This is a genomic window from Streptomyces sp. SM1, from assembly GCF_002910825.1.
Classification (GTDB): Bacteria; Actinomycetota; Actinomycetes; order Streptomycetales; family Streptomycetaceae; genus Streptomyces; species Streptomyces okerensis.
In genome coordinates, this window is record NZ_NEUB01000214.1 from 1 (window position 1) to 11,456 (window position 11,456).

General features: G+C 72.6%; 15 protein-coding genes. 3 read left to right on the top strand and 12 right to left on the bottom strand.

All coding sequences use genetic code 11. The features are described 5' to 3' along the window. Window positions 1-55: 55 nt before the first annotated feature. From B9S61_RS04900 to B9S61_RS04920, 5 genes are all read right to left on the bottom strand, one after another. Window positions 56-328: a hypothetical protein gene (locus B9S61_RS04900; RefSeq protein WP_103541088.1), complete on the bottom strand. Its 273-nt coding sequence runs from the start codon at window positions 326-328 to the stop codon at window positions 56-58. 68 nt (window positions 329-396) lie between these two features. Further along, window positions 397-1,410, bottom strand: coding sequence for an SDR family oxidoreductase (locus tag B9S61_RS04905; RefSeq protein ID WP_374936183.1), 1,014 nt, complete (start codon window positions 1,408-1,410; stop codon window positions 397-399). A gap of 378 nt (window positions 1,411-1,788) precedes the next feature. Beyond that, window positions 1,789-3,003, bottom strand: coding sequence for an aromatic acid exporter family protein (locus B9S61_RS04910; protein ID WP_103541090.1), 1,215 nt, complete (start codon window positions 3,001-3,003; stop codon window positions 1,789-1,791). A 51-nt stretch (window positions 3,004-3,054) separates the two neighbouring features. Continuing rightward, window positions 3,055-3,711, bottom strand: a complete 657-nt coding sequence (locus tag B9S61_RS04915) for an HAD family hydrolase (protein WP_103541091.1) — start codon at window positions 3,709-3,711, stop codon at window positions 3,055-3,057. Between the two features lie 37 nt (window positions 3,712-3,748). Beyond that, entirely contained in the window at window positions 3,749-4,789 is a 1,041-nt protein-coding gene (locus B9S61_RS04920) for a PHP domain-containing protein (RefSeq protein WP_103541092.1), read from the bottom strand. Window positions 4,790-4,985: 196 nt separating this feature from the next. On the opposite strand from B9S61_RS04920, the gene B9S61_RS04925 reads away from it, so the two are divergent. Continuing rightward, complete coding sequence (locus B9S61_RS04925; protein ID WP_103541093.1) at window positions 4,986-5,261, top strand: hypothetical protein; 276 nt, start codon at window positions 4,986-4,988, stop codon at window positions 5,259-5,261. A gap of 129 nt (window positions 5,262-5,390) precedes the next feature. Here the strand turns inward: B9S61_RS04925 and B9S61_RS04930 are convergent, their stop codons facing one another. From B9S61_RS04930 to B9S61_RS04940, 3 genes are all read right to left on the bottom strand, one after another. Continuing rightward, window positions 5,391-5,867: a VanZ family protein gene (locus B9S61_RS04930; RefSeq protein WP_103541094.1), complete on the bottom strand. Its 477-nt coding sequence runs from the start codon at window positions 5,865-5,867 to the stop codon at window positions 5,391-5,393. 59 nt (window positions 5,868-5,926) lie between these two features. Next, window positions 5,927-6,589, bottom strand: coding sequence for a DUF4230 domain-containing protein (locus tag B9S61_RS04935; protein WP_103541095.1), 663 nt, complete (start codon window positions 6,587-6,589; stop codon window positions 5,927-5,929). Window positions 6,590-6,736: 147 nt separating this feature from the next. Then, complete coding sequence (locus B9S61_RS04940) at window positions 6,737-7,129, bottom strand: anti-sigma factor antagonist (protein WP_103541096.1); 393 nt, start codon at window positions 7,127-7,129, stop codon at window positions 6,737-6,739. A gap of 246 nt (window positions 7,130-7,375) precedes the next feature. Here B9S61_RS04940 and B9S61_RS04945 point away from each other — a divergent pair, with 246 nt between their 5' ends. Beyond that, window positions 7,376-7,768, top strand: coding sequence for a VOC family protein (locus tag B9S61_RS04945; protein ID WP_103541097.1), 393 nt, complete (start codon window positions 7,376-7,378; stop codon window positions 7,766-7,768). Between the two features lie 9 nt (window positions 7,769-7,777). Here the strand turns inward: B9S61_RS04945 and B9S61_RS04950 are convergent, their stop codons facing one another. Together B9S61_RS04950 and B9S61_RS04955 are read right to left on the bottom strand one after the other, a co-directional pair. Continuing rightward, on the bottom strand, window positions 7,778-8,089 hold the full coding sequence (locus B9S61_RS04950; protein WP_103541098.1) for a DUF4235 domain-containing protein: 312 nt from the start codon (window positions 8,087-8,089) through the stop codon (window positions 7,778-7,780). Between the two features lie 118 nt (window positions 8,090-8,207). Then, window positions 8,208-9,233 (bottom strand): glutathione S-transferase family protein, encoded by a 1,026-nt coding sequence (locus tag B9S61_RS04955; protein WP_103541099.1) that lies wholly within the window; start codon window positions 9,231-9,233, stop codon window positions 8,208-8,210. Between the two features lie 136 nt (window positions 9,234-9,369). Here B9S61_RS04955 and B9S61_RS04960 point away from each other — a divergent pair, with 136 nt between their 5' ends. Beyond that, window positions 9,370-10,299 carry a cation diffusion facilitator family transporter gene (locus tag B9S61_RS04960; RefSeq protein ID WP_308457750.1) on the top strand — a complete coding sequence of 310 codons (930 nt, stop codon included), beginning with the start codon at window positions 9,370-9,372 and terminating at the stop codon, window positions 10,297-10,299. 338 nt (window positions 10,300-10,637) lie between these two features. On the opposite strand, the gene B9S61_RS04965 is transcribed toward B9S61_RS04960, so the two are convergent. Then, on the bottom strand, window positions 10,638-11,087 hold the full coding sequence (locus tag B9S61_RS04965) for a nitroreductase family deazaflavin-dependent oxidoreductase (RefSeq protein WP_103541101.1): 450 nt from the start codon (window positions 11,085-11,087) through the stop codon (window positions 10,638-10,640). 91 nt (window positions 11,088-11,178) lie between these two features. Continuing rightward, on the bottom strand, window positions 11,179-11,456 hold a 278-nt coding region (locus B9S61_RS04970; protein ID WP_181007249.1), incomplete at its 5' end, for a LysE family transporter.

Sequence of the window (11,456 nt, forward strand, 5' to 3'; positions counted from 1 at the left end):
CCGCGTCGCCTTGCCGGGGTGGGTTGGCCGCGCCGTGCGGGACGGGTCCGCCCGGCTACGCCGAGGGTTCTTCCGGTACGGGCTGTTCCGGGTTGCCGGACGCCGAGTGAGGGGCACCCTGCCGCCCCGTGCCGGCCTCGTCCGTGTCGGGGACGTCGGGTGCGGACTCCGCCTCGTCCGACTCGCCGGCCTTCTTCTCGCTCTCCCGTTCCGCGGCGGCCGGTGCGACCTCCCAGGGGTCCTCGTCGGGGCCTGCCTGCTGGTCCGGCAGATCGCGGGGAACCGCGGCGCCGTTCTCACCGGGTCCTTCGAGGCGGTGGTCGGTCACGTCCCTCTCCCTTCATCCGTGCGCGAGCCGTCGCGGGTACCTCCACGAGGGCCCGGCAAACCCGGTACTCAGCCCACCTTGCGCCCCCGCATCGGCTCCGTCGCCTCACCCGCGCCCTGCTGCATGCCCAGCAGGAACTCCTCCACCACCTCCGTCGCCGTACGCACCGGCCGCCAGCCGAGCTCCACCCGCGCACGGGTGCAGTCCATCAGCGGCAGCCGCAGCACGGCGTCGAACAGGTGCGGGGAGGCCGGCAGCAGCCGCAGCCCCCACGCGGCGGCGACCGCCGAGCGGGCCGCGGTGCGCGGCAGCCGCACCCGGCGGGTCCCGAGCATCTCCCCGAGCAGATCCGCGTCGATCGCCGGCTCGGCGGCGAGATTGAACGCACCCCGTGCCTCGGCGGACAGCACCGCCAGCCGGTACGCGTCGGCCGCGTCGTCGGTGTGCAGCGCCTGCACCCGCAGCCCCGGGATGTCGGGCAGGAAGGGCAGCAGACCGGGCCGCGCCAGCTGTCCCGGCAGGAAACGCCCGCCGAAGATACGGCGCTGCTCGCTCGCCGACTCCCGCTTGAAGAGGAACGCGGGCCGCATCCGTACCACCCGGGTGGCCGGGTGATCCCGTTCGAACGTGTCCAGTGCCCGCTCCAGATACGCCTTCTCCCGGCAGTAGGCGGCGTCCGGCCAGCCGTGCGTCGGCCACGACTCGTCCACCGCGTGATCCTTCGGGCCCGGCGAGTACGCCCCGACCGACGAGGCGTGCACCAGCGCCGGCACCCCCGCCTCGGCCACCGCGTCGAACACCCGCATGCTGCCGAGCACATTGGTGCGCCAGGTGGTCGCCGGATCATGTGTCGGCTGGAACGCCCAGGCCAGATGGACCACGGCGTCCGCGCCGGTGAACTCCTCCACGAGATCGAACCGGTCCGAGGCCACATCCACCGCCGACCACTCGGTCTTCGGCGGCGACCACTCGGGGACCCGCCGGGCCAGCCCCCGTACGGACCCGACCTCCGGTTCCTCCGAGAGGACCCGCACCACGCTGGTCCCGGCATTGCCGGTGGCGCCCGTGACGACGACCTTCATGCCCGCCCTGCTGCTCACCTTCCGCTCCTCTCGGCCGTACGCTCCGCGGAGCGGCCGGGTACCCCGCAGCCGACGGCGTTCACCCGCGCGGGCCGGTGCTCGTCGAGGGCGCGCCGCCCGGGGCGACAGCGAGCGGCGCCGGGGTGAAAAGAGGGAAGCCCCGACCGCGACGGGGGAATCACGGTCGGGGCGGACAGAGGGTGGGCACGGATGGCGGTCGCCTCTCGGCGAAAGGCTCCACAGGGCTTCAGCCGAACGATCGTCCCTGTGGGCGAATGGTGAGGCCCGGGGACACTGTCCCATCCGCACCCACGTCCTGTTCAACGGCCGGCCCCCTCCGGCTGTTCCCCCTCCGGCCCTCCGCACGGGTGAGGTGCGTCACCGGTCCGGCTTCCCGCCGTCCAGCTCGGCCCAGAGGTTCTCCGCCTGGAGCAGCAGCGTGCCCAGGACGGCCGTCCGCGCGGCTCCCCGCCCGGCTTGCTCCCGCAGTCCCTCCTGGAGCCTTTCGTGCAGGTCCCGCATCACCGCCTCCGTCCGCTCGTCCAGCAGCGGGTCCGCCCGCTGACCGCCGCCCACCAGCCGGTCCGCCTCCGCCCGGCAGCTGTCGCCGAGCAGCTCCAGCAGCTCCGCGTAGCAGCGCAGCACCGCCGCGTCCGGTGCGGCGGGCGTCCGCTTCTCGTCCGCGGCCACCGCCAGGCTTCGGGTCAGCGCCGTGACATGCCCGGTGACCCGGCCGAACCGCTGGTCCTCCTGCTCCGGCGGCAGGGCCGCGGTCGGCGCCCGGTGCAGCGTCCGCAGGATGCCCGAGGTCAGCAGCAGGCTCTCCCTGCTCCACCCGCGCGCCGAGCGCAACGCCTCCAGACGGTCCTGGAGCCGGCCGGAGGCATCCAGCCATCCGAAGGCCGTCTGCGCGTCCCACTCGCCCTCGCGCAGGTCCCCGGCCACGGCGTGCAGCACATCGCCGGTCTCCCGCGCCAGCGCCGCGAGGTTCTCCCGTACGTCCCGCAGATGGACCGGCGGCAGGACGAGCGCGTTCACGGCGATCCCGATGACCGCGCCGAGCGCCGCCTGCCCCAGCCGGTGCCCCACGGCGGCCGCGCTCACCGTTCCGGTGGCGATGGTGAACACCGCCGTCGTGGCGGCGTAGATGCCCTGGTCACCGAAGCGCGGCCAGTTCGACAACAGCACCAGCACCGGCACGGACAGCGCGAGCGCGCCCGTCGTGTCGTCGGTGACCGCCTGGGCCCCCGAGGCCACCAGCGCGCCCACACAGATCGCGGCGAACTGCCGGACGCCCTGCACGATCGAGCTGTAGACGGTGGCCTGCACCAGGACCAGCGCCACCCAGGGCGCCATCAGGGCCATGGGATCGCCGAGCCAGACCTGTGCCAGCAGCCAGGCCAGCAGAGCCGCGGCGGCGGCCTTCAGCGACTGGACGAGGAGGTCCCGCTCCCGGCCGGGCCCCCGCCAGGCCGCCCGTGCCGCCCGGCCGACGGACCGGGCGTCCCATCGCACCACCTCCCGCGCCCGCGCCACGGCGGCGCCCCGCCCACCGGCCTCACCCGGCCGCATCGCTTCCCCTGCACGTGTCATGCCCTGCGGGTATCCCGTTCGCACGGCACCTCATGCCATGCGCACGGCACCTCATGCCAGGGGGCCCTCCGACAGAGACGCCAGAAGGTGGGCCGGATCGCCGTAGACCGCGTCCGCGCCGGCCTCCTCCAGATCGGCGCGCGGAATCCCGCCGCACAGCACGCCCACACAGCGCACCCCGGCGCGGCTGCCCGCCCGCATGTCCCACACCGTGTCACCGACGAACACCGCGCGCTCCGCCGGCGCCCCGGCCAGTTCCAGGGCGTGCTCCACGGGCTCCGGCGCGGGTTTTCCCTCCTCGACGTCGTCGGCGCTCGCGGTCGCGGCGATCGCCTCGTCGGCGTCGATCGCCCGGCGCAGCGCGCTCAGTTCGGCACCGCCGGCCGAGGTGGCCAGGACCACCGTCCAGCCCTCCGAGTGCAGCCGCCTCAGCAGCCGGCCGGCGTCCGGCAGCGCGGGCAGCCGGTCGAAGTACTGCCCGTACAGCGTCTTGTGGGCGGCGCTCAGCTCCGCGTCGCGGGCGGTGTCCCGGTCCTCGCCCAGCAGATGGGCGACCAGGTCGGAGGAGGGCAGTCCCACGGCCCGGTGGACGGCGTGCATCGGGACCCGGTGGCCCGCCTGCCGGAACGCCTCCCACCAGGCCGTCACATGCAGATGATTGGTGTCGACCAGAGTGCCGTCCACGTCGAACACGGCCGCCCGTTCCATACGCCGTCCTTCCTCGGGGGCGGACACGGGTACCACCTCAGCCGCCCGCCACTCCGGAGGGCACCTTCCGCTCCCGCGTCCAGGCCAGCAGCTCGTCCAGGGACCAGGTGGTGACCACCCGCTCCGGCGGCACCCCGCACTCCTGCGCGCGGGCGCAGCCGAGGATGCCCCAGTCCAGCTGGCCCGGCGCGTGCGCGTCGGTGTCGACGGAGAACAGCACCCCCGCCTCCACCGCCCGCCGCAGCAGCCGTCGCGGCGGGTCGAGCCGCTCGGGCCGGCTGTTGATCTCCAGGGCGGTGCCGGTCTCCGCGCACGCCGCGAACACCTCGTCGGCGTCGAACTCCGACTCGGGCCGCCCGCGCCCGCTCAGCAGCCGCCCGGTGCAGTGCCCCAGGATGTCGGAGTGCGGGTCGCGCACCGCGGCCACCATGCGGCGGGTCATCGACCGGGCGTCCATCCGCAGTTTGGAGTGGACCGACACCACCACGACGTCCAGCCGGTCCAGCAGCTCCGGCACCTGGTCGAGGGAGCCGTCCTCGAGGATGTCGCACTCGATTCCGGTCAGCAGCCGGAACGGCGCCCAGGTCTCGTTGAGCTCCGCCACCACGTCCAGCTGCTCGCGCAGCCGGTCGGCCGACAGCCCGCGCGCCACCGTCAGCCGGGGGGAGTGGTCCGTCAGCACGGCCCACTCGTGTCCGAGGCCGGCGGCGGTCCGGCCCATCTCCTCGATGGGGCTCCCGCCGTCCGACCAGTCGGAGTGCAGATGACAGTCCCCGCGCAGCAGCTCCCGCAAGCGCCGGCCGTCCCGGTCCGCGGGCTCCCGACCCGCCTCGTCCTCGAGCCTGCGCAGATAGCCCGGCACGTCCCCGGCCAGCGCCTCGCGCGCCACCTGCGCCGTCTTCGGCCCGACGCCTTTGAGCCCTTCGAGCGTTCCGGTCGCCGCCCGCTCACGCACCTCGTCGGTGCCCAGTCCCGACAGGGCCCGGGCCGCGGTACGGAAGGCACGGACGCGGTACGTCGGTGCCAGGGACCGCTCCAGCAGGAAGGCGATCCGCTCCAGCGCCTCGACGGGTTCCATCGCCACCTCCTCGCTCCAGGGTTCCCCAGCGCGGGTACGGCCGTACGGCGGAGGCGGGACGGGTTCCCGGGGCTGTGGCCGGGGCCCCGGGAACGTACGGGGAATGCCGCCTCCTACGAGCGACGGCCGGCGGCGGCTTCGCGCCGGGGCGCGCCCGGACACCGCGTTCGCCCCGTTTGCGCTCTACCCTCGAGGCATGACCGAAAGCGCGAGCCCGTACATGTCGCACCCGCGGATCATGGTGCTCGGGGTGCAACCCGGGACCCCGCCGTTCCGGATCGTGCAGATCGACGGACAGGTGGTCGGTGAGGCCAGGACGATCACCGACGTGCTGCAAGCCGCCGCCGCGTTCGGGATCACCGTCCACGACCTGGACGACCCGGACACCGTCCGCTGGGTGGGCGGGGACAAACTCACCTGGACCCTGCGCGCATCCGCACGCGCCGCCGGGGAACAGGACGAGCGGCCCTGACACCGGGCTTCCCGTGGCCCGCGTCCCCGGAGACCCGATCGGGGGACGCGCGTGGCCGGACGGCGCCCCGGCCGGCGGAACCGATCTCTGACCGCCGGGCCGGCGACTTCCACCGGCCGACGGGAGGGGTCAGTCCTTTGACTTCCGTGCGTGTACGGCCCGGCTGAGGCGCCGGCCCACCAGCAGATAGCCGATGAGCGCTCCGCCGGTGTTGAGGATGACATCGTCGATGTCGAAGGCGCGTCCGGTCACCAGGAAGCCCTGGGCGACCTCGACCAGCAGCATCACCACGGCCGTCAGTACCAGTACCCGCAGGAATCCGCGGGTACGCGGCGCGACGACCGGCATGAGGACGCCGAAGGGTACGCCCAGCAGGATGTTGCCGCCGATCTGACGCACCGCGTCGCGCAGCGCGGGCTGGTCGAGATAGGCCCGCAGGGAGCGGCCGGGATGCAGATTGGTGTGGGTCAGTGCCTCCGACGCGGGGGAGGGCTGCAGGGTCAGCCGGGCCAGCACCACCGCGAAGACGACCATGAACACGAGGGCGCACAGCAGCACAAGCAGCCGCAGGGGCAGGGGGAGCGGACGTGCGGCGGCGCGGGCCATGAGGTCCTCCTGTTGTCAACTTCCGTTCGTGGTAGGCCAGTTATCCCTGACCGGGGCTGTCAGTCGCTGTAGGTGACCCGCACCTTCTCGAAGCCCAGAGAGCGCAGCAGACCTTCGAGCATCCCGGTGGTGTTGGTCTCGGCCCGGGCGGTGAGGCCGCTTTCCTCCGCCGCGTCGCCGATGTGCCGCACCGCGAGTTTCTGTACGGCCTGTTCGCTGTTGGGGTTGTCGGAGAAGAGGTCGCCGAGACGGTCGAACAGCCCCCGCTGCTTGGAGACGGCGTACGAGCGCTCGGGGTCCAGCGCCGGTGTGCCCAGGCGGGCGTGGGGCAGCCGCAGCGTGGCGGACGTCCGCTCGTCGTGGACCTGTACATCGCCCTTGTCCAGTTTGCCGAGGTCGACATAGGCGTCCACGGTTCCCGCGCCGACGTACAGCGTGCGGCTGCCGCGGACCGCGTCGGGCAGGAACTTGGTGTCCTTCTCCAGGTCCACCACGACCTGGAAGTTGCCCGAGGCGGCGTCGTAGCGGCTGATGTCCTGGATGGACTCCAGGAGCGCGGGTCCGGAGCGGTCCCGGGTCTCGGTGCCGAACAGGTCCTTCAGGCCCGGCAGCACGCTCATCCGGATCCCGGCGAACAGCACGGCCAGCAGCAGTACCACCGAGCCGACCACCTTCACCCATCCGGGAACGCGGACGGTCGGTTTCCTCGCGGGAGTCGTCATGGCGACGGCCCTCCTTCCTTAAGACCGAATGCCCCTCACTTACGGGGCCAGACGCGGAAGTTGAGGAACCGACGACCGCACCGGAAGCACGGAGGGGGCGCACTGCGGGGCGCCCGGAACCGGAGCCGCTGGTGGGACGAGGCGCCGTCAGGCCGGTCCGGAGGCGGATTCCGGCTGCTCGGAGGCCGCGTCCATGGCGGCGTCGAGGGTCGGCCACGGGGGCAGCAGACGGGACAGGCCGGTGATGCGGAGCATGCGCAGGATCAGCGGGTGGGCGCAGACGAGGTGCAGACCGCCCGTTCCGTCCGCGGTCCGGTGCCGGGCCCGGTACAGCAGGCGCAGTCCGGAGCAGTCGAAGAACTCGACCCGGGTCAGGTCGATCACGACCCGGGCGTCCGGTTCGGCGGTCGCCATGTCCAGATGCGGGACCATCTCCGCGGCCGCGGCGATGTCGATCTCACCGCGGAATTCCAGCACCGTGTGTCCCCGGACCTGGCGGACGCGCAGATGCCGGGTCAGCGGTGCCGGTTCGTACCGCACGACGCCATCGCCTCCAGCTCGCTCCGTGCAATGGGGGAGCGGATCGGCCCAACGCCGGTCCCTGCCCTGCAAGTTACCTTCGGTCGAGTGAATTTGAGCATGCTCGATTGACATATGTCTTCGAATTGCGACCGAGCCTTTCCGTATCTCTTCCATGCCGGGGGGCCGACTGAAACGGGCGAGCCGGGACAGGTGTCACGTACAGCTCGGGGCAGCAGCGCCCCGGGCCGGGACCCCGGAGGAGACATGGCACTGGTGACGACGGGTGTGGTGGTGCTCGACTGCGCCGAGCCAGAAAAACTCGCCGCGTTCTACAAGGAGTTGCTGGAGGCCGAGGAGGTCGGGGCCAACGCCAACCGGGTGGAGATCCGGGCCGCCGACGGCTTCCGTCTGGCGTTGCGCCGCGATGTCAACGTCACCGCGCCGAGCTGGCCCCGCCCGGAGAACTCCCTCCAGGCGCACCTCGAGTTCGTGGTGGAGGACCTGGACGCGGTGGAACGCCTGATCGTGAGCCTCGGGGGCCGCCCCACGGAGACGGGCGACCCCGCGAGGCCCACGGACGTGCGCAGTTACGCCGACCCGGCGGGCCACTCCTTCACCGTCCGCCGGGGCATCCCGACGGCGCCGAAGCAGGGCTGACCGGCCCGGTCAGTCGCGGCCGCCCTTGTCCGGGACCGGCCAGGTGCCCGTGGAGCGTTCGATCGCCTTGGCGCCCGCACGGTCCACGGCACTGCGCACCACCGCGAAGATGGCGCCCTGGATGGCCGCGGCCAGCAGGATCTCGCCCCAGCGGCGGTCCCGGTCCAGCGCGTCCGGCGCGTTGTCCTCGTGCCGGACCACCTTCCAGGTCTTCTGGAAGGCCATCCCCGCCACGGTGCCGCTGGTCCAGCCCAGCGCGAACCCGATGGGCTTGTACGCGAGGGGCATCTTCTGCTTCGCCTTCTTGCTCTTCTTCGCCATGTGGATCTCCCAGGTCGATGTTCGGTTCTCGTCGGTGAATGGTGCGTGCGGCCGGGGGGCCGGGGGGTCGAGGGGCTGTCGGGTTGGTGGGGTCCCGGGGCCGTCGGGCCGGGGACGGTCAGGGGCGGCCCCGTGCCGGGATCTTCTCGCCGGCCCGCACCGGCCCCGGCGGCGTGCCGTCCCCGAACGGCCGGCCGCCCAGCTCCTCGCGGTGATGGGGCGCGGTCCACCCGGACAGGTCGGGGCCGAGGGGCACGATGCCGGACGGGTTGATACCGGTGTGCACCTGGTAGTAGTGCCGCTTGATGTGGTCGAAGTCCACGGTGTCGCCGAAGCCGGGTGTCTGGTACAGGTCGCGGACGTACGCCCACAGCACCCGGTTCTCCGCCAGTTTCCACCGGTTGCACTTGAAGTGGCCGTGATACACCGCGTCGAACCGCACCAGGGTGGTGAACAGCCGGATGTCCGCCTCGGTGAGGGTGTCACCGACCAGGTACCGCTGCCCCTCCAGCCGCTCCGCCAGCAGTTCCAGCCGCCGGAACAGGGCCGTGCACGCGGTCTCGTACTCCTCCTGGTCCGTGGCGAAGCCCGCCCGGTACACGCCGTTGTTGACGTCCTGGAAGACGTCGTCCATGACCGCGTCGATCTCCTCGCGCCGCGCTACCGGATACAGGTCGGGCGCCCCCTCGCGGTGCAGGGCCGTCCACTCGGTGGCGAGGTCCAGGGTGATCTGCTGGTAGTCGTTGGTGACCAGCTCCCCGCCGGGCACGTCCACGATCGCAGGCACACTCACCCCGCCCGGGTACCCCGTCTCCCGCCGGTCGTAGGCCTCGCTCAGATAGCGGATGCCCAGTACCGGGTCGCGGCCGTCCGGATCCAGGGCGAAGCGCCAGCTCCGGTCGTCCTGCACCGGGTCCGTGACGGCCAGGGACAGCGCGTCCTCGAGACCGAGCAGACGCCGGGACACCAGGGCCCGGCTCGCCCACGGGCAGGCACGGCTCACCACGAGCCGGTAGCGCCCCGCCTCCACCGGCCGGCCGTCCCGGCCGTCCGCGGTGATCCGGTCCGCGAAGTGGGCCTTCGACCTCTTGAACTTCTTCCTGCCGTACGCGCTGTTGCCGCCGCCCCCGTCGTCGCGGCCCATGGTGCCCTCCTTGTCGCCGTGCGGATGTCCCCTGACCGCGTTCCCCGTTTTCCGCCGACGGCACGGTATGCCGTGGGCCGACCGGGGCAATCGGCCGAGGGTGAGTACTCGATCGGATCGCAGAACCCGGATCACCGTGCTGGTGGCGCTCGCCGCCAATCTCGTGATCGCCGTCGCCAAGACGATCGGCGGACTGGCCGCGGCCTCCCCCGCGTTGCTGTCGGAAGCGGCGCACTCGGTCGCCGACAGCCTCAACGAGGTGTTCCTGCTGGCCGCGCTGCGCCGCAGCCGGCGCCCGGCAGACCGCCGTCACCCGTTCGGCTATGGCAAGGAGCGGTTCTTCTGGTCCCTGCTCGCCGCCGTCGGGATCTTCGTGATGGGCGGCTGCTTCTCGTTCTACCAGGGCGTCGACGCGCTCAGGAACGGAAGCGAGGAGGACCTGAGCGGCTACGTCGCCGGACTCGTCGTGCTCGGTGTCGCGCTGCTCGCCGAGGGGGGTTCGCTGCTGCGCGCCCTGTACCAGGTGCGCCGGCAGGGCGGTCTGGACAGCGGACTGCGCGATCCGGCGCTGCGCACGGTGGTCGCCGAGGACGGCACCGCGGTGGTGGGCGTCACCCTGGCCATCGCGGGCATGGCGCTGCACATGATCACCGGGCAGGTGGTGTGGGAGGCGTCCGCCTCGCTCGCCATCGGTACGCTGCTGGTCTACGTGGCCTACCGGCTCGGGCGGGACGCCCGTGACCAGCTGATCGGCGAGGCCGCCGACCCGGAGGCGAGCGGGCGCATCCGGGAACTGCTGCGGGCACAGCCCGAGATCGACACCGTGGAGGCGCTCCTCACCATGAAGACCGGGCTGGACACGCTTCTGGTGGCCGCCAGGGTCGATCTGATGCCGGGACTGGACAGCGAGCGGGTGGAGGAGGTGGCCGTACGCATCAAGCGGTCCATCGCCCGTACGTTCCCCGAGGCGGACCAGATCTTCCTCGACGTCACCGAGCGGGGCTCCCCGGAGGCGAGGGAGGCATGGGAAAGCCCCGCCGCGACGGGGGAACGCGGCGGGGCCTGAACCCCGACTGTCCGCACCCAGGCCCTCCACACACCACGACAAGAAATCTCCCTGCCTGGACGACCGCTGGGCCGCCCGGAACTCCCGATCCCGGGATCCAGGGCGCCCCGGCCGCTGATCTGCGGGCTGCCGGCCTGCCGAGCCTTCGGATTCCCGGGCCGTTGAGTCCCAGGTGCCCAGGTGCCCAGGTGCCCAGGTGCCCAGGTGCCCAGGCGCCGGTTCTCCGGGCCCCGGGTCCTCGGGTCCCCGGCTTCCCGGGTCCTCGGGTCCCCGGCTCCCCGGCTCCCCGGCTCCCCGAGCCCGCCGGGGGTCCGGGACGCCCGGACCCCCGGACCGTGTCAGTCCTGGTCGTTGCGCTCCAGCACGAAGACGGGGATCTCACGGTCCGTTTTCTTCTGGTAGTCGGCGTACGGCGGGGAGGCCGCGACCGCGCGCTTCCACCACTCGGCCTTCTCCTCCCCGGTGACCTCACGGGCCGTCATGTCCCATTTGGCGGGACCGTCCTGGAGCTCGACCTGCGGGTCCGCCCTGAGGTTGTGGTACCAGACCGGGTGTTGGGGCGCCCCGCCCAGCGAGGCCACCGCCGCGTAGCGCCCCTCGTGCTCGACCCGCATCACCGGGGTCTTGCGCAGCTTGCCGCTCTTCGCGCCGCGGCTGGTCAGCACGATGACGGGCCTCTGCGTGCCTTGCAGGGTCGTCCCCTCCGTGCCGCCGGAACTCTCGTACAGCTCCATCTGTTCGCGCACCCAGCGGGTGGGGCTGGGTTCGTACTCGCCTTGCAGAGGCATGACATCCGTCCCATCGTTCTCGCGTGCTGCGGCCGAGTCGATCACTCCTGCAACACCATCGCACGCGGAGTTCATCCGAACGGTCCCCGCGTCAGCCGGGCGCCGTCGCCATCCGCAGTGCGAGCGCCGCCATCACACAACTCGCCACCAGCGCGGTCGCCAGCCGCCCCCGGTGGCCGGTGAGCACCCGGCCCAGCAGGGCGCCGCCGCCGGCCAGCAGCAGCTGCCAGCTCGCGGAGGCGGCGAAGGCCGCCACCACGAACACGGCCCGCTCCGGGAGCCCGGCCGTCTCCCCGCTCCGGGATCCGAGTACCAGCGCCGCGAAGTAGATCACGGTGGTGGGATTGAGCAGGGTGATACCGAGCAGCG

Coding starts and splice junctions, on each gene's coding strand:
- B9S61_RS04905 (WP_374936183.1), bottom strand. CDS start 1,410: ATGAAGGTCGTCGTCACGGGCGCCACCGGCAATGCCGGGACCAGCGTG.
- B9S61_RS04965 (WP_103541101.1), bottom strand. CDS start 11,087: ATGCCTCTGCAAGGCGAGTACGAACCCAGCCCCACCCGCTGGGTGCGC.
- B9S61_RS04915 (WP_103541091.1), bottom strand. CDS start 3,711: ATGGAACGGGCGGCCGTGTTCGACGTGGACGGCACTCTGGTCGACACC.
- B9S61_RS04950 (WP_103541098.1), bottom strand. CDS start 8,089: ATGGCGAAGAAGAGCAAGAAGGCGAAGCAGAAGATGCCCCTCGCGTAC.
- B9S61_RS04920 (WP_103541092.1), bottom strand. CDS start 4,789: ATGGAACCCGTCGAGGCGCTGGAGCGGATCGCCTTCCTGCTGGAGCGG.
- B9S61_RS04935 (WP_103541095.1), bottom strand. CDS start 6,589: ATGACGACTCCCGCGAGGAAACCGACCGTCCGCGTTCCCGGATGGGTG.
- B9S61_RS04945 (WP_103541097.1), top strand. CDS start 7,376: ATGGCACTGGTGACGACGGGTGTGGTGGTGCTCGACTGCGCCGAGCCA.
- B9S61_RS04910 (WP_103541090.1), bottom strand. CDS start 3,003: ATGACACGTGCAGGGGAAGCGATGCGGCCGGGTGAGGCCGGTGGGCGG.
- B9S61_RS04925 (WP_103541093.1), top strand. CDS start 4,986: ATGACCGAAAGCGCGAGCCCGTACATGTCGCACCCGCGGATCATGGTG.
- B9S61_RS04930 (WP_103541094.1), bottom strand. CDS start 5,867: ATGGCCCGCGCCGCCGCACGTCCGCTCCCCCTGCCCCTGCGGCTGCTT.
- B9S61_RS04955 (WP_103541099.1), bottom strand. CDS start 9,233: ATGGGCCGCGACGACGGGGGCGGCGGCAACAGCGCGTACGGCAGGAAG.